This is a genomic window from Streptomyces sp. DSM 40868, from assembly GCF_011820545.1.
GTDB lineage: Bacteria > Actinomycetota > Actinomycetes > Streptomycetales > Streptomycetaceae > Streptomyces > Streptomyces eurythermus.
The window spans coordinates 4886803-4902903 of the sequence record NZ_CP050504.1 but is presented as its reverse complement, the minus strand read 5'-3'; the positions used below and the strand labels follow the sequence as shown (position 1 = coordinate 4902903).

Sequence of the window (16101 nt, the reverse complement as noted above, 5' to 3'; positions counted from 1 at the left end):
CTCCCGAATCGAGGCTCCCCCACGGCGGCAGCGGCATATTCACCGCCGCCAGTTGAGGACGTTACGGAAGGTGGGGACAGTGCAACACCCCCTTCGGGCCCAATCTTGAATGGCCCGAACGGACTATGGGTAAGCGGCAGATCACCCACGGGAGTGAGCTGGCGACATGCGTGATCATCCCGGCAAACCGGGGCAGTCGCGGTGGGCGTCACCGGGCTCCGGACGGCACTCGGGGCGGGGCTCGAGCCCGTCCCCGGCGGGGAAACAGGGCCGTTTCCCGGGAATTCCCGGCCGTGTCCGGAACGATTCGGGGCAATCGGACGTAGGAAGGGGTGACCGCACGGTTGTGACAGTCGAGAGCAGCTTAGGCCAATGCCTGTGCGCGTGTCCGGCGAATGGGAACGCGGACATCCCCTCTTTGCGGGGCCCTGACGGAGGCCGGCGCCCCGGCGAGCCCTCGGGGCCACGTCACGATCGGCACTCGGAACATCCCGAGAAGCGGTCGCTCCCTCGGAACGCTCAACAGTACGGATTAGGCTGCCCCCATGCCAAAGAAGCGCTCGGGCGGTGGTCTGTCGCCCATGCAGCAGGCCGCCAAGTTCCTCGGTGTCAGTGTGCTCGCCGGAGCCGTCATGGCGGGCATCGCGCTGCCCGCGGCCGGAGCGCTGGGCCTCGCGGCCAAGGGCTCGGTCAAGGGCTTCGACGAGATCCCGGCCGACTTGAAGAGCCCCCAGCTGAGCCAGCGCACCACCATCCTGGACAGCCAGGGCAAGCAGATCGCGACCGTCTACTCCCGCGACCGTACGGTGGTGGACCTCAAGGACATCTCGCCGTACATGCAGAAGGCGATCGTCGCGATCGAGGACTCGCGCTTCTACAAGCACGGCGCCGTCGACCTCAAGGGCGTGCTGCGCGCCCTCAACAAGAACGCGCAGGAGGGCGGCGTCGCCCAGGGCGCCTCCACGCTCACCCAGCAGTTGGTGAAGAACTACTTCATCGAGGAGGCCGGCGACGACCCGACGAAGGTCGCCGAGGCCACCCAGCAGACCCTGGGCCGCAAGATCCGCGAGCTGAAGTACGCCATCCAGATCGAGGACAAGCTCGGCAAGAAGAAGATCCTCGAGAACTATCTGAACATCACATTCTTCGGCGAGCAGGCCTACGGCGTCGAGGCCGCCTCCCAGCGTTACTTCTCCAAGCACGCGAAGGACCTGAACCTCCAGGAGTCGGCGCTGCTGGCCGGCATCGTGCAGTCCCCGAGCCGGTACGACCCGGTCAACGACGAGGCGGAGGCCACCAAGCGGCGCAACATCGTGCTCCAGCGGATGGCGGAGCTGGGCGACATCTCCCAGCAGGAGGCCGACCGGGCGAAGCGCGCACCGCTCGGCCTGCACACCAGCCGCCCCAAGAACGGCTGCATCACCGCGGTCAGGGGCGCCGGCTTCTTCTGTGACTACGTCCGCCAGGTCATCCTCACCGACCCGGTGTTCGGCAAGACGAAGGAGGCGCGGGCCAAGCTCTGGAACCGGGGCGGCCTGACGGTCCGTACGACGCTCGACCCGCAGGCGCAGGAGTCGGTACAGGACTCCGTCAAGGACCACGTCTACCGCAGCGACGCCGTGGCGACCGCCGCGACCATCGTCGAACCCGGCACCGGCAAGATCCTCGCCATGGGCCAGTCCCGTCCGTACGGCGTCAACGTCAACAACGGCGAGACGACGATCAACCTCTCCGTGGACCAGGACATGGGCGGCGGCGCCGGCTACCAGCCCGGTTCGACGTTCAAGCCGATCGTCGCCGCGGCGGCCGTCGAGGGCGGCAAGTCCCCGGCGCAGGAGTACTCCTCGCCGTACGAGATGGCGTACCCGAGCCCGGTGACCGCGTGCGACGGCAAGGTGTGGCGCAACGACCCGAGGCGGCCGGAGAAGCTGAAGAACGAGAACGACTCCGAGCGCGGCCCGTACGGCATGGCGGAGGCCACCGCGAAGTCGGTCAACACCTACTACGTGCAGCTGATCAGCGACATCGGCATCTGCCCGGTCGTCGACATGGCCAAGAAGATGGGCGTGGCGCGCGCGGACGGCCGCAAGATCGTCCAGGCGCCCTCCATCGCGCTCGGCACCCAGGAGATGTCCCCGCTGACGATGGCGAGCGCGTACGCCGCCTTCGCCTCGCGCGGCACGTACTGCACCCCGGTCGCCATCGAGTCGGTCACCCAGAAGGCCGGCAGCCGGCAGAAGTCCCTTCCGGTCCCGAAGTCGACCTGCTCACGGGCGATGTCGGAGAAAACCGCGGACACGATCAGCACGCTCCTCAAGGGCGTGGTCGAGGACGGCACGGGCCAGGAGGCCGGTCTCGGCAGCCGCCCGAGCGCGGGCAAGACGGGTACGACGGACGAGCGCTTCGCGGCCTGGTTCGTCGGCTACACCCCGAACATGGCGGGCGCGGTCTGGGTCGGCGACCCGCAGCACAAGCGGAAGATGACCAACATCACCATCGGCGGCGTCCCGCACGACAAGGTCTACGGCGGCGAGGTCCCGGGTCCGATCTGGCGCGACATGATGTCCGGCGCGCTGGAGGGCAGGCCCGCCCCCGACTTCCATCTGGTCGACCTCCCCGACGACAGCCACGACGAGGACGACCAGAAAAAAGGCGACCGGGGGGCGACGGACGACCACAACGGGGACACGCCGGGACGGGCGACCGGGGGACTGATCGGCGGCCTGACGAACGGCGGAACCGCTGACGGCGGCCCCACCGCGGGCGCCCTCGGCGGCTCGTTCCCGACGCCGACGTTCTCCCTCCCGGAGAACGTCATCCAGGGGCAGGGGGACGGCGGTATCGGCGGGATCGGCGGAAACGGAGGCACCGGCGGGAACGGCCACGGGGGCCGGCGGCATTAGGACGGGCCGGCCGATCATGTTCGGAGCCGGATGAGCGGGGCCGCACCTCTGGGGAGGGGTGCGGCCCCGTGGTTGTGGAGGCGTCGTGGAGACGATGCCGTAGCGCGTCGTGGAGACGATGCCGTAGCGGCGAGGCCGTAGGGACGACGCCGTAGAGGCGACGCCGTAGAGGCGACGCCGTAGGGGCGGGGAACGGAGGCCGGGCGCGGGGGCGCGCCTGCCGGGGCCGTTGGCGACGGCACTCGGAGGATGGGCCGGGGCGGTGTCAGCCAGGGGCCGGCCCAGGAGGCCGGCGCTGGAGGAGGCCGGCGCTGGAGGAGGCCGGCGCCCTGGGTGTCAGCCCGGGAGGACACCAGCCCAGCAGGCCGGCCCGGGAGGTCGGCCCAGGAGAGGGCCGGCTCAGGAGGCCGGCCCGGGGGCTCAGCCCTGGAGGTGCTTCTTCACCGCGGCGGCGACCCGGCCGCCCTCGGCCTGCCCGGCCACCTTCGGGTTCACGATCTTCATGACGGCGCCCATGGCCCGCGGCCCCTCGGCACCGGCCGCCTTCGCCTCGGCCACCGCCTGGACGACGATCGCGTCCAGCTCCTCGTCGGACAGCTGCTTGGGCAGGTAGTCGGCGAGCACCTCGCCCTCCGCCTTCTCCCGCTCGGCCTGCTCGGCACGGCCGCCCTGCGCGAACGCCTCGGCCGCCTCACGGCGCTTCTTCGCCTCGCGGGTGATCACCTTGAGGACCTCGTCGTCGGACAGCTCCCGCTTCTCCTTGCCTGCGACCTCCTCCTTGGTGATCGCGGCGAGGGTCAGCCGGAGCGTCGAGGAGCGGAGCTCGTCGCGCCCCTTGATCGCGGCGTTGAGGTCGTCCTGCAGCTTCGACTTGAGCGTGGTGGTCATGGCCCGATTGTCGCAGGTACGCGGACACCCGCGCCCGCCCATTTAGCGGCGGGCACGGCCACGGGCGCGCGGCCACCCGCGCCCGCCCCTGAATAACCGCCGACGTCCGCCCGACCGCGTCCGCCCGACCGCTCGACCAGCGACGGCCGGTCCCGGCGCGCCCAACCCGTCTGACACGATGGACAGATGCGCGCGCGATACGGAATCCCCTTGGGAATCGTGGCGGCCGGCACCGCCGGCCTGGTCTATGCGGCGGGCTTCGAGGCCCGCTCCTTCCGCCTCCGACGGGTCACCGTCCCCGTCCTGCCCCCGGGCATGCGCCCGCTGCGTGTGCTCCAGGTCTCCGACATCCACATGGTCGGCGGCCAGCGCAAGAAGCAGCGCTGGCTGCAGTCGCTGGCCGGGCTGCGCCCCGACTTCGTGATCAACACCGGGGACAACCTGTCCGACCCCGAGGGCGTCCCGGAGGTGCTGGACGCGCTGGGCCCGCTGATGGAGTTCCCGGGCGCGTACGTCTTCGGCTCCAACGACTACTACGGCCCCAAGCTGCGCAACCCGGCCCGCTACCTGCTGGAGAAGGCGAGCGGACGTCACGGGCTGAACGGCAACGCGCCGGCGGTGGGTGCGGTCCACAACCCGTGGGAGGACCTGCGGGACGGCTTCGACGCGGCGGGCTGGCTGAACCTGACCAACACGCGGGGTGTGCTGAAGGTCGAGGGCGTCTCCGTCGAGCTGACCGGCCTGGACGACCCGCACATCAAGCGGGACCGCTACGCCCGGGTGGCCGGCGGGCCCTCGGGGGCGTACGACTTCTCGATGGGCGTGGTCCACGCGCCGTACCTGCGGGTACTGGACGCGTTCACGGCGGACGACTACCCCCTGATCCTGGCCGGCCACACCCACGGCGGCCAGCTGTGCATCCCCTTCTACGGCGCCCTGGTCACCAACTGCGACCTGGACACGGACCGCGTGAAGGGCCTGTCCACGCACACCGTGGAGGGCCGTACGTCCTACCTCCACGTCTCGGCGGGCTGCGGCACCAACCGCTACACCCCGGTCCGCTTCGCGTGCCCGCCGGAGGCGACGTTGCTGACGCTGGTGGAGAAGAAGGGGTGACAGGCCGGAGGGGGACCCCGGCACTCCACTCGACCGACGCACGGTGACGGAAGGCCGGGGTGACGGAGGGCCGGGGTGACGGAGGGCCGGGATGCTGGCCGTCGTGCGGTAACCCACCCGGCCCAATCCGCCTGGCCGCCCCCCTCCCCCGCTCCTAGCGTGAGGGCATGACCGCCCCGATACCCAGGGACATCCCGGACCTGCCCGCGGTCCCGGGCCCGCCCGTCCTGCTGCCCGCCCCGGTCCCGGCCACGGCGGTGGTGGCCCCGGCGCGCCGCCCGACGGCCGCGGTGTTCCGCCTCCTGATCTCGGTGACGGCCGCGGGCGGGGTCGCGCTGGAACTGCTGCTGGGCAGCCCGGGCCGCATGCTGAGCCACTTCAGCGTCCAAGCCACCGCGCTGCTGGCCGTGATCACGTTCCTGTCGGCGACGAGGGCCTGGCGGGCCCGCCGCCCGCTCCCGTCGGCGGTGACCGGCGCCGCGCTCCTCTACGTCGTGATCAGCGCCTTGGTCTACCACCTGCTCCTGGCCCACACGACGCCGCCGTTCTCCATGACCGGCGCGACGACGGCTCCGGAACGCTGGCACGCCCAGTGGACGGCGCTCCAGATACTCCACGTACTGGTCCCGGCGGCGGCCGTACTGGACTGGCTCCTGCTCACACCCGCGCCCCGCCTACGCCTCCGCCAGACCGCGGCCTGGCTCCTGTACCCCCTGGCCTACCTGGCCTTCACCTTCATCCGAGCCGCCCTCCTCCCCCCGTCCGACCCGTCGCGCCACCTCTATCCCTTCCTGGACGTGACGTCCCACGGCTACCGCGGCACCCTGGCGAACGCCCTCCTCCTGGGCCTCGGGATCTACGCCCTCTCGGTCCTCCTGGTGGCCCTGGACCACACCCGCCCGTCCCCGACCCGCCACCGCCTCTGAACCGGATTTCGTCTACAGCCCCCAGTGGGCTAAAGTAAACGACGTCGCCGCGACAAGCAGCGACACCGGGGTGTAGCGCAGCTTGGCAGCGCGCTTCGTTCGGGACGAAGAGGTCGTGGGTTCAAATCCCGCCACCCCGACGCCGTAGTACCAGGTCAGGGGCCTGATCCACTTAGTGGATCAGGCCCCTGAGTGGTTTCCGGAGATCGTTCGGGAGAAATCTAGGAGAAGATCTTGGTCGGCTTCTCCCAGGCTGGTCGACAGCTTTCGCCCAGGCTCGCCCCATCCAGACCTCTCCATAGTGCACGTCCGCAAATTCGGCCTGGGCTCGTGGACCTGGCCACCAGCCTTGCCCTCGGGCTCTGGCATCCAAGTGGACACGCACGGCTTGCTGGCCGGTCCGGGTGAAGCGATCCTCGAACCGGCGGGGTGGGTCCACCCTGGATGTGGGCCCACCCCGTCCCTTAGTGGACTGCGGTCAGGTCTTCCGGCCCCTGGACGATGCCGAAGACCTCTTCGCGGAGGTTGTTGCCCCGGCCTTTGCCGCTGCGGTCTCGGGAGAGAAGCCGGCGGCCTTGAGGATGTCCATCGCGTCGAAGATAGACTGCAACTGCTTGGTCAGCAGCGTCACCGTGAGGAGTTCTTGTGATTCCGGTGGCAGCTCCTTCAGCGAGGACTTGTAGATGCGCACGGCCTGCCTGTACAGGGATTGCAGGCGCTCGGCCGCGTAGGCTGTGCACTTGTCGGGGTCAAGGGTGACCGCGTAGTGACCGCGGTACCGGACGAAGCTCTTCTTCTCAGCTGCGCACTTGACGTCTCGGATCCAGGTCTTACCTCGCTCGAACTGGCTCCTGGTGTTCCGGCCGATGGCCCGTTCCGGAGGGAGGCCGTCCTCCCCGGCCTTAGCCACCCGCCCCCAGATGTCCTCTCCGCTGTCGTGCGCCGCTTGGCGGCGCGTCGTCGTCATGATTACTCGCCTTCTTCGTCCTCCATCAGGCGCGCGAGCGCCTTGTCCGGGTCAGTCCTTCCGGTCGTGATGGCGGTCTCGCACCAGTCGAGCAGCATGCGCGCCTTGTGCACGTTGTCGAGGACCGCCTGCTTGGTTTCCTCGGTGTAGTCCTGGCTGTGGACCTCGGGGATGATCCGCTGGAGCGAGACGGAGAAGGAAGCGAACGCCCCGATCAATCGCAGGATCTCCATCGGGGCCTCGCTGTATCGGACGCCGAGGGGAGCGGCTTCTTCTTCGAACTCCTCCTCCACTTCTGCAGCGTCGTCCGCCGAAGCCAGCTCAGCTTCGGCTTCCGCTGCCTCGTCGACTTCGCGCCAGTGCTCGTACTGCGCCTGGCGCATCAGGTGCCGGGCGTGCTGGTCGGATGCGAGGCGGGCCCGGACGTCCGGGCGCCCGAGCATCTCGGTGACCGCCTTGGCTGCGTCCTCATCCGTGTGGAGCAGGCGCCGGGTGTGAGCGAGACGCTCTTCCTGGTTAGTCGGCGTGTGGACGGCGCGGTTCGCGACCTTCTGAGCCTCGTTCACCGTCCAGCGGTGTTCCTTTGTGAATGGGTCGTAGGGGTCCTTACGGATCAAGACGTACCGGCTCGGAACGTAGGCCAAAGTTGCGTGCACCGTGAAGCTCACATCCTTCCGGCGCTTCGCCTTCGGCCACTGCCCGGCGACCCCGTAGTAAAAGCGCAGCGTCTCCGGATTTGCGCCGATCTGATGCGCCAGCATCTTGATCACCTGGTTCACCTCGCCGTGTCCACGGCTGTGCCCATCAAGCGCCTCAATGACGAGATCTCCGAGAGCCCACTGGATCCCAGACTTCTCCTTCATCAGTTTCCGCCCGCGGCGGACGATCTTCTCCCACCCGGTCTTGGTGTACCCGTCAGGGACTGTCAGGGTCGCCACGAGGAGCCTCCTCGCGTGTCGGATATCGGGTCATACACATCTGCCGACGGTGCTGCCGCGTCATCTATGCCCAATTTACCCCGACCCATCCTGATAATCGCTCTAATGTTGCATTCCTGTGAGCGTCGGTTCACCGCCCTCGCAGGAAGACGGCGGTGCCCCGCAACATTGTTACGGGGCACCGTGCCGCTATCAGAGAACGGCAGCGCGTGCACGCAGAAGGTCGCTGAGGACGCGCACCGGCGACGTCGGGCGCAGGACCAGGCGGGCGTCGAGCGCCGCCTCCCACTGCCGAGTTAGACCGAGCATGAGACGCCGACGCATGCCTGGGGTGACGTGGGCGTAGCGCGCGGAGACCGAGCCGTCGATGTGGCCCATGCGCTCGTCCATGAGGACCTTCTCCGTCCCCAGGTCCTCCATCATCGTCCGGTGGGTGTGGCGGAGACCGTGGGGTGTGAGGCCCTTGGCGATCGGGAGCCAGCAGGCATCGGCGCGATCGGTGGCGCCCCGCCCTCGGGCCGGAACACCGGGCCATGGCTCGCCGCGGATGGGCACGGGTCGCGCCTCCTGCGGGGCCTTCTTCGGGTACCAGCCGGAGGATGCTGGTGTGAACAGCCAGGTCGCAAAACCGTTCCTGCGCCAGTGAGCCGCGTGCTCCGACACCGCACCGCCCCGCACGAACCCGAGGTCGACGATCGCCTTCTCAACCCGCACCCGTGTGGCTTCCACTACGCGGTCAGGATGGTTGAGGACATTAGACACCGTCCCTGTGGAGACCCCGGCCAGCCGGGCGACGTCAACGAGCTTGGCGCCCTGGTGGCCACCGGTACGGGCAGTACCCTGCCCCCGGAAGACGTACCGCTTGCCGTGGCACGGACACGGTGTGGGCTTCGTACGGGCGATGTGGTCGGCGACCAGGGCCGACAGCCAGTCCATCGCGTCGATGGTGCGGTAGCTGTCGTCCTTGGGCGGGCAACGGACCAGTTCGCCCGAGTCCAGCTCGTACAACTGGCGCTCCACGCGTATGGCTCCAGGCCGGGCGTACCGGGTCTCCAGTCCGACGATCTCGCCTCACCGCATCCCCGTGTAGCCCTTGAGGACGACGGCGACGAACTCGTCGTCACGGCCGGACAGCAGCGCCGCCCGCTCTGCGATGAGCAGCAGGCCCAGCGGATCGGTGATGACCTTTTCGGGGCCACGGTCGCGCGAGCGGCCGGCGCGTTTGCCACGCCCGCGCCGCTTTGCGGCGGGGTTGGAGGCGATGAGGCCCTCATCCACGGCGTCTTCCAGGATGAGGTGGAGCGTCGAGCGCCACGTCTTGACGCTGGATGCCGCGTACGCGGCCTTCTCCTGCTTCTCCCAGGTGTCGATATCCGAGCGAAGGATGCCGGCGAGGGCCTTGTCCGCGAATACGGGGAGCAGATGCTGCTCGATGTGACGCCGGTAGTTCTGCATGGTCGAAGCGGCCAGATCCTGGGCCTCGTACCAACGGTTGGCGTACTCCCCGAATGTCTCCTGGCCGGCCGACGGGTCGCGCCAGGTGCCGCGCCGGATCTTGGCCTCTTCCTCATCCGCGGCCTGTTTGGCTTCCCGCTTGGTCGCGAACTTGATCACCGCGCCCGTCGGGTCGGCGACCGTGCCGTACTCGCCCTTGCTGATCTTGTATCTGCCGCGCCAGTAGCTGCCGCGCTTCTCGGCGTAGCCCACGCCTCGGGTTACCTCCTGTCTGTGGTGTACCGGGTGTTGTCAGACGGCAGTGCCGTACTGGGACCTGCGGGGCGGTCGGGCCCGAAGACGTGGTGCGGGCGAGGTTGTGAGCCCTGCCCGTGAAATGGCAGGTGCCGGCCTACCGACCGGGCTGGACGGAGGGGACTGCGTTGATGGCCGGTCGGGTCGCAGAGGGGCTGGTTCCTCGTGCATTCGGATGATCTCGGCAAGGTGTTCGGCGGTGAAGCGGTAGGCGCGGCCGACTCGTGTGTGTGGTATCAAGCGCCGACGCGCTCGGTCCTTGACCCACCAAGCCGAGCAGCCGAGCGTCTTGGCGATCTCTTCGGGACGGTAGAGGCGGGGCAGGGAGGCTTCGCCTTCTGTTCGGTGTGGAAGGCCCACGAGGGCAGGGGGGATCGAGAGTGGAGGCAAGAAGGGTGTGCCCTTACGGGGGGATGCTCGGTCGTCCTTGCTGCGAGGTGGCCTCAGGTGCTGTGTGAGTCCTGTAGCAGAGCGAGTGGGGAGACGTGCAGGGCTTCGGCTATCGCGGCGAGATCGTCGATGTCGCAGCGTCGCTGGGCGCGTTCGATGCGGGACAGCATCGTGTTGGACATCGGCCAGCTGAGAGCGGTGACACGAGCGGCAAGCTCCCGCTGCGGGAGGCCGCGCTCGGTGCGGAGAATTTCGATGTTTCGGGCGGCCCTTATTCCGGCTGGGCCGATTTCCAGTGAACGTGCTGCCATGGCTCCGTTGTAGCGTGCACTCGCCGGTTTGGTTAACCGGCGATCGTCGGCTATGTTGCGCCCCGCGCACACGGCACGCGGGGCTACGCCCCTCTCGTCAGCCCGCGCGTCGAGCACCGTCGACAGCGTGTCTGACGTGGGGTGTTGTGTTGTAGCTTCGCCGCCCGCAGACGTCAACGGTTTGCCGATGTGATCCTTCTGGCTCGGGTTCCTGGGCAACTATTTGGTCAGCGGCCGATCGTGCCCTACCGTTTTCCCACCTCCCCCTCCGACCTGATTTCCGACCGCCTTTCTGCCGTCAGAGATCTGGCCGTTTGGGGCTGGACTTGTCCGCACTGGGTGTGGCTATGTTGACGACAGCCCCGGAAAATCCGCGAGCGGCTCAGCGAGCCGCGCGGCAGCCGGCCGGTAACTCCCCCACACCTGACGCCCCCACCGCCCCCGTCGACGGTGAGCCATGGGTGCCCGCCCCCTGGCCACCGAGTGAGGACCGCCCCGCTCTTGGCACGAATCCGCACCATCAAGCCCGAAGCCTTCGTCTCCGAGTCCCTGGCCGCCGTCTCCCTGACCGCCGAGCGCACCTTCTTCGGCCTGCTCACCCAGGCCGACGACCAGGGCCGTCACCGCGACCACGCCGCGATCATCGCCGGACAGCTGTGGGTCCTGCGCCCCGAACACACCCCCGCCGATGTCGAGAAGGACCTCGCCCAGCTCGCCGACGCCGGCCTCATCTGCCGCTACACCGGCCCGGACGACAAGCGTTACCTGCACGTCGTCACCTGGCACCAGCACCAGAAGATCAACCGGCCCAGCAAGAGCCGGCTCCCCGCATGCCCCCACCACGACACCGTCGGCGGCACCGCACGAGCCTGCCTCACCGAGGCCGCACCGCCGCCTCACGGAACCCTCCTTGAGGGCTCCCGCCAGCAGCAGGAGACGGCCGTGAATCGCGGAGACGACAGCGAAACCGCAGGTCAGAACGGTTTCACGGAGCCCTCCGTGAAGGCGCACGACCCGCTCACGGAGCAGTCAGTGAGTCCTCAGGGTCCGGATCTAGGACCTAGGAACATGGATCTAGGAAGTACCCCTTCGGGGGGCGCAAGCGCCCCCGCGCCCGACACCGTCTCGGCCAAGCACCTCATCGCCGAGTACACCGCCGCTTGCGCACACCGTCCGCCCAAGGACGTCCTGGACCATCTCGGTCGCGAGGTACGCAAGCTGCTCGACGAGGGCATCGACCCCGCACACGTCCGGGCCGGCCTCGCGCTGCACCGCGCCAAGGGCCTGCACCCCCGCATCCTGCCGAGCCTCGTGCACGAGGCCATGAACGCCACCCCCGCCAGGCAGGTTGTCCACAGGTCGTGGACGAACCCCGCCGATGTCGCCGCCGCCTATGGAGACCAGCTCTGACCGCCACCCTCACCCGCGAACCCCAGCAGGTCGGGCCCATCGCCGCCCGCCTCAACGGCATCCTGGCCAGGCGTGGCATCGACCCCGCCGCAGCGGCTGCCGGGGAGTCCCCGGCCGAGCCGGTCACCGCCCTGGAACTGGCCGACGCCCGTATCCCCGCCCGCTACCGCCGCGCCCTGGCCGGCCACCCGCAGATCACCGCCTGGGCCGACGCGATCGCCCGCGCCGGACGCCCCGGCCCCGGCGGACCCGGTATCGCCGAAGGCCCGTCGCTACTGATCGCCGGTCCCACCGGCACCGGCAAGACCCACCAGGCATACGGCGCCATCCGCACCCTCCTCGCCCGCGGGGTCCGCCTGCGCTGGGAAGCCACCACCACCGCCGACCTCCACGCCCGCCTGCGCCCCCGCGCCGGCCACGACACCGAACGCGACCTGCAGACCCTGGCACGCAGCCCGCTGCTGCTCCTGGACGACCTCGGCGCGGCCAGGACCAGCGAATGGACCGAGGAGCTGACCTACCGGCTCATCAACCACCGGTACGAGCACATGCTCCCCACCCTCATCACCACCAACCTCCCCACCGCCGAACTCCGCACCACCCTCGGCGACCGCGTCGCCTCCCGCCTCGCCGAGATGACCGAACGCGTCATCCTCGACGGCCCCGACCGACGACGCCACCGGCCCACCTGACCGGGCAGCGGTCCGCCGGCCACGGGGGCGGACCTCCGAGGGATTTTCATCCGGGGACCGCAGTGGTGCCGGGACCGACCGCGGGGGCAGACGGCCGACTCCGGGGACCGGGACCGAGGGCAGGGACCGGGACCGAGGGCGGAGACCGAGCGCGGGGACCGGGGACCGAGCGCGGGGACCGGGGACCGAGCGCGGGGACCGGTCCCCAAGGTGCGGGGACCATCCGGGGACCAACGCAGCGACAACCCGTCGGGGGCCGAGGCCCGACTCGGGGACCGAATTTGGGGACCGGGGACCGGAATTCGATCGGGGACCGGGGTCCGGTCCCCAGCGCACCCATCGGTCCCGGGGACCGGTCCCGGCGAAGCAGCAGGTCACGCGGCCTATGGCCGCGTGAAAAGTGGAGTGCGGCGGGGACCGACGTCACCTGGACGGGGACCGACGTCAGCGTCGCGATGGAGTCTGGGGACCGGGAATCGGGGACCGACCGTAGGGGACCGGGGACCGACCCCATGGGACCGGGGACCGAACCCGAGGACCGGTCCCCAACGGGCTCATCGGATGCGGGGACCGAGACCGCCGGTCCCCGCACTTTCGGGACCGGCATCCGCCGATGACCCATGCCCGGTCCCCGAACGTCAGCGCCCAGAAGAAGTGGGGACCGGTCCCCACTCTCGGCTCGGTCCGAGAACAGCCCCACCCCCACCTGAGAGCCGTCCGGGCCCTCCCTCCCCACGAGTCACACCACACCACACCACAGGCCATGCCTCAGCTGGCCGAGAGAGACTTCCGTGCACCAGGCAAACCACGAATCGACCCCCAGCCCCCGCCGGGACACCACCACCCCGGCCCCAGGCGGAGCAAGTTATCGGCCAAGACACTCTTCCTCGCCGGGGAAGGCGTCCTGGCCGGAGCCCGCCCCGGGGGTGGCGGGAGCGGGCCGGCACCAGGAGGTGCCGGTCCGCCAGGCAGCGACCGAGGGCGGATCGCAGCCGGAGGAGAAGCCGTCACCGCGCACGCCCCGCGCCACGAAGAAGACCTCGCGCAAGCGCTCGCCGAAACCGACCGCGCACAAGCGCGACTACGTATGCAGCGTCCGCCTGAACGACGACGAGAAGACCCAGCTCGCCGCCGCCGCTCGCGCGACCCGTACGAGCCTGCCCGCCTTCCTCGCCCGCAGCGGCCTCGCCGCCGCCCAGGACCTCGACAACACCGCCGCCGCCATCGCCGGCCACCGTGAGCTGGTCACCGAACTGTTCGCCGCGCGCCGGCACCTCGGGCAGGTCGGCAACAACCTCAACCAGATCGCCCGCGCCCTCAACACCGGTACTCACCCCACCGAACTCGACGCGGTCATCACCGCGGTCCAGCGCGCCGTGAGCCGCGTACAAGCAGCCACCGACCGACTACTGGAACAGCACTGACCCGGCACCCGGACGACGCCCACCCCCACCAGCCCCAGCAACCATCTCGGACACCAAATGATCCCCCGGATACAGAAGCGCGGGCAGCGCACCATCGGCCTCCTGGCCTACCTGTACGGCCCCGGCAAACACGAAGAACACGACGACCCGTACCTGGTCGCCTCCTGGGACCACAACGCACCCGACCCCGGCCGCGACCCCTCCGCCACCCTCAAACAGCTCCAGCAGCTCCTGGACCAGCCCGTCGACAACCTCGACCAGGACCAGCGGCCGAAAAAGCACGTGTGGCACCTGTCCGTCCGCAACGCCGCCGAGGACCGGCTCCTGACCGACGAGGAGTGGGGCGAGGTGGCCCGCCGGATGGTCGCCGCCGCCGGCATCGACGACCCCGACCAGGACGCGGGCTGCCGATGGGTGGCCGTCCGGCATGCCGACGACCACATCCACATCGTCGCCACCCTCGTCCGCGAGGACGGCTACAAACCCGACCTCGGCCACGACGCCGCCCGCGTCCAGACCCAAGCCCGCACCCTGGAGGTGGAGCTTGGCCTGCGCCGCCTCAACAAGGGCGACGGCACCGCCGCCCAGCGGCCCACCAGCGCCGAACGCCACAAGGCCGACCGGCAGGGCCGCGAGCGCACCGTCCGGGAGGAACTACGCGAGACCGTACGGCGGGCGGTGGCCGGCACCGTCGGCGAGGAGGAGTTCTTCGACCGGCTGGCCGCCGCCGGCCTGATCGTCCACAAGCGCATCGCGCCGTCGGGCGATCTCCTCGGCTACAAGGTCGCCCTGCCCTTCGACCGCAACAAAGACGGCGAGCCCGTGTTCTACTCCGGCTCGCGTCTGGCTCCCGATCTGTCTCTGCCCCGCATCCGCAAACGCTGGTCCGGCCCCACCACAGACCGGAACAGCGACAAGCCGTCGGAGCCGGCCACGACCACGACGCTCAGTGACCCAGCGACGGCACGGCGTCGGGCGGCCACTGCGGCATGGCAGACGATCCTGGTCATCGATCAGGACGAAGAGGCGACGGTGGCCGCGCACATCGCTGCCGCGGGCGAGGTCCTGGACGCGCTCGCAGCCACCTCGGCCGCCCACACCCGACGCGAACTACGTGAAGCCGCCTTCGCGTTCGAGCGCGCCACACGCTCCCACATCCGCTCGCAGCACGGGCATGACCAGGCACTACGGCAGGCCGCCCGCGACCTCGTCCGCAGCGGCCCTGCCCTCGGCCGCGGGGAGGACGGAGCTACCACCGCCATGGTGATCGACATGCTGTTCTTCCTCGTCACCGCCGCCACCCACTGGCACGCGAAGAAGGGCCACGCCCAGCAGGCAGCCGCCGCCCGCCAGGCGGCCGAACACCTGCACGCCGCATACCAGGCCGCCGCCGCCCACCCCCTCGGCACCCTCTACCAGCGCGGCCGGCGCCTGGGCCGACCACTCCTCCAACGGCACACGGCCATGCTGCGCAAAGCCGTACCGGAGCTGGCCGAGCAGATCCTCAGCGAACCCGGCTGGTACGCGCTCGCCGCCACCATCACCGACGCCGAGGCCGCCGGCCACGACCCCGCAGCCCTCCTGACCGCCGCCGCAGAACGACGGGAACTCGACACGGCGCAGTCCGTCAGCGACGTACTGGTATGGCGTCTACGCCGCACCGCCGGCCTACCCGCCGACATCAACCACGCGGACGCTGGCAGCCACACGGCGGGACGCCCGGCCAACCCAGCGGCGCAGCACACACAGGGCCGGTCCGGAATCCGGCTGGGCCGACCCTAGCTGCAGACCCATTACCTCAAGCCCATGGTGTGCAAGGGGTGAAGGTCGTTGCGCGGCGGACCAGCCCAGGATCGGGACCGCAGGCAACGCCTTCGCGAGCGTTCTCGGGCAGCGTGCCGCAGACGGGGAGCTGGCCGCGGCGCTCACGGTTGGTACAGGTACCAGGTACTCATGCGCGCCGGCACCACTCGCGGCACCGTGCATCCATGACCGACATCCCGGCCCAGGGACGGCGACGCCCCTGGTCGCACCGGACCCGCCTGGGCGTGGACCTCGCCTTCGCCATCCCGTTGTTCCTGCTGGAGGCCGGGTGGCTCGCGCTGGACGCGGTATACGGCTACGGCCTCGACGTATGGGCGGCGCAAGGCGAGCAATGGGAAATCGACGCGGCCAGTCTCGCGTACATGGGACGATTACGGACACTGCTGATCACCGTGCTCGTCCTGGCGGTTCTCGCGGCGGTCTCCCGCGCCCGATGGACCGTGATCGCACATCTGCTGGTCGCCCTCCTGGCAGGCGGAGCGCTCATGGCCACGCAGCACGACTGGGACCGCAGCCACGCCCCACCACCCGGATGCGTCCGCTACAGCGCGAACTGCTGAGCC

Annotated in this window: 13 protein-coding genes, 1 tRNA gene and 1 pseudogene; 9 read left to right on the top strand and 6 right to left on the bottom strand. The window is 69.9% G+C overall.

What is annotated here, in order from left to right; genetic code table 11:
• The first annotated feature begins 545 nt into the window (after positions 1-545).
• Complete coding sequence (locus HB370_RS22355) at positions 546-2903, top strand: transglycosylase domain-containing protein (protein WP_030781917.1); 2358 nt, start codon at positions 546-548, stop codon at positions 2901-2903.
• A 420-nt stretch (positions 2904-3323) separates the two neighbouring features.
• Here the strand turns inward: HB370_RS22355 and HB370_RS22350 are convergent, their stop codons facing one another.
• Positions 3324-3791, bottom strand: a complete 468-nt coding sequence (locus HB370_RS22350) for a GatB/YqeY domain-containing protein (protein ID WP_030781920.1) — start codon at positions 3789-3791, stop codon at positions 3324-3326.
• Between the two features lie 186 nt (positions 3792-3977).
• Here HB370_RS22350 and HB370_RS22345 point away from each other — a divergent pair, with 186 nt between their 5' ends.
• The 3 genes from HB370_RS22345 (at position 3978) to HB370_RS22335 (ending at position 5973) form a co-directional block, all read left to right on the top strand.
• Positions 3978-4907: a metallophosphoesterase gene (locus HB370_RS22345; RefSeq protein WP_030781925.1), complete on the top strand. Its 930-nt coding sequence runs from the start codon at positions 3978-3980 to the stop codon at positions 4905-4907.
• 167 nt (positions 4908-5074) lie between these two features.
• A complete protein-coding gene (locus tag HB370_RS22340; protein ID WP_030781928.1) occupies positions 5075-5833 on the top strand; it encodes a Pr6Pr family membrane protein in 759 nt (252 codons plus the stop codon).
• Between the two features lie 66 nt (positions 5834-5899).
• Positions 5900-5973: transfer RNA gene (locus HB370_RS22335), tRNA-Pro, on the top strand.
• 338 nt (positions 5974-6311) lie between these two features.
• Here the strand turns inward: HB370_RS22335 and HB370_RS22330 are convergent.
• The 5 genes and pseudogenes from HB370_RS22330 to HB370_RS22310 all read right to left on the bottom strand — a co-directional run bounded on the left by HB370_RS22330 (position 6312) and on the right by HB370_RS22310 (position 10188).
• Positions 6312-6800: a hypothetical protein gene (locus tag HB370_RS22330; RefSeq protein WP_030781938.1), complete on the bottom strand. Its 489-nt coding sequence runs from the start codon at positions 6798-6800 to the stop codon at positions 6312-6314.
• A gap of 2 nt (positions 6801-6802) precedes the next feature.
• A complete protein-coding gene (locus HB370_RS22325) occupies positions 6803-7738 on the bottom strand; it encodes a DUF6192 family protein (protein WP_030781940.1) in 936 nt (311 codons plus the stop codon).
• A gap of 192 nt (positions 7739-7930) precedes the next feature.
• Positions 7931-9445, bottom strand: a pseudogene (locus HB370_RS22320) (LacI family DNA-binding transcriptional regulator).
• A 39-nt stretch (positions 9446-9484) separates the two neighbouring features.
• Positions 9485-9811: a helix-turn-helix domain-containing protein gene (locus HB370_RS42010; RefSeq protein ID WP_244406042.1), complete on the bottom strand. Its 327-nt coding sequence runs from the start codon at positions 9809-9811 to the stop codon at positions 9485-9487.
• A gap of 119 nt (positions 9812-9930) precedes the next feature.
• Positions 9931-10188: a helix-turn-helix transcriptional regulator gene (locus HB370_RS22310; protein WP_030781943.1), complete on the bottom strand. Its 258-nt coding sequence runs from the start codon at positions 10186-10188 to the stop codon at positions 9931-9933.
• Positions 10189-10689: 501 nt separating this feature from the next.
• Between HB370_RS22310 and HB370_RS22305 the strand changes: the two genes are divergently transcribed.
• The 5 genes from HB370_RS22305 to HB370_RS22285 all read left to right on the top strand — a co-directional run bounded on the left by HB370_RS22305 (position 10690) and on the right by HB370_RS22285 (position 16098).
• Positions 10690-11598, top strand: coding sequence for a hypothetical protein (locus HB370_RS22305; RefSeq protein WP_030781946.1), 909 nt, complete (start codon positions 10690-10692; stop codon positions 11596-11598).
• Positions 11595-12290 carry an ATP-binding protein gene (locus tag HB370_RS22300; RefSeq protein WP_030781948.1) on the top strand — a complete coding sequence of 232 codons (696 nt, stop codon included), beginning with the start codon at positions 11595-11597 and terminating at the stop codon, positions 12288-12290. The genes HB370_RS22305 and HB370_RS22300 overlap by 4 nt, the downstream gene beginning before the upstream one ends.
• A gap of 926 nt (positions 12291-13216) precedes the next feature.
• Positions 13217-13714, top strand: a complete 498-nt coding sequence (gene mobC / locus HB370_RS22295; RefSeq protein WP_030781951.1) for a plasmid mobilization relaxosome protein MobC — start codon at positions 13217-13219, stop codon at positions 13712-13714.
• Positions 13715-13771: 57 nt separating this feature from the next.
• Positions 13772-15496: a mobilization protein gene (locus HB370_RS22290; protein ID WP_030781953.1), complete on the top strand. Its 1725-nt coding sequence runs from the start codon at positions 13772-13774 to the stop codon at positions 15494-15496.
• Between the two features lie 206 nt (positions 15497-15702).
• Entirely contained in the window at positions 15703-16098 is a 396-nt protein-coding gene (locus tag HB370_RS22285; RefSeq protein ID WP_051815621.1) for a DUF6234 family protein, read from the top strand.
• Positions 16099-16101 lie beyond the last annotated feature (3 nt).